General features: G+C 45.7%; 1 protein-coding gene. It reads right to left on the reverse strand.

Going from position 1 to position 368, the window contains the following annotated elements; all coding sequences use genetic code 11:
- Positions 1-136: 136 nt before the first annotated feature.
- A partial coding sequence (locus ACTQ5K_RS25625) for a hypothetical protein (RefSeq protein ID WP_441994464.1) occupies positions 137-368 on the reverse strand: 232 nt, incomplete at its 5' end.

A 368-nucleotide genomic window follows, 5' to 3' on the forward strand; every position in this document is an offset into this window, starting at 1 on the left:
GGTTTCCCACTTTTACTTGCGAGTCCGGCAACTTTACTTGCGACTTTCCCACTTTTACTTGCGAGTCCGGCTACTTTTCTTGCACTTCCATACCTTACTTGCGAGCTCGACAACTTTTCTTGCGACTTTCCCACTTTTACTTGCGAGTTCGGCTACTTTTCTTGCGCTTCCATACCATACTTGCAGGTTCGACAACTTTTCTTGCTACTTTCCCACTTTTACTTGCGAGTTCGGCAACTTTTCTTGCGACTTTCCCGCTTTTACTTGCGAGTTCGGCAACTTTTCTTGCACTTCCATACCTTACTTGCAGGTTTGGCAACTTTTCTTGCAGGTTTCCCACTTTTACTTGCGAGTCCGGCAACTTTACT

Source organism: Niallia sp. Sow4_A1 (assembly GCF_052116745.1).
Taxonomy (GTDB): Bacteria; Bacillota; Bacilli; order Bacillales; family Cytobacillaceae; genus Niallia; species Niallia hominis.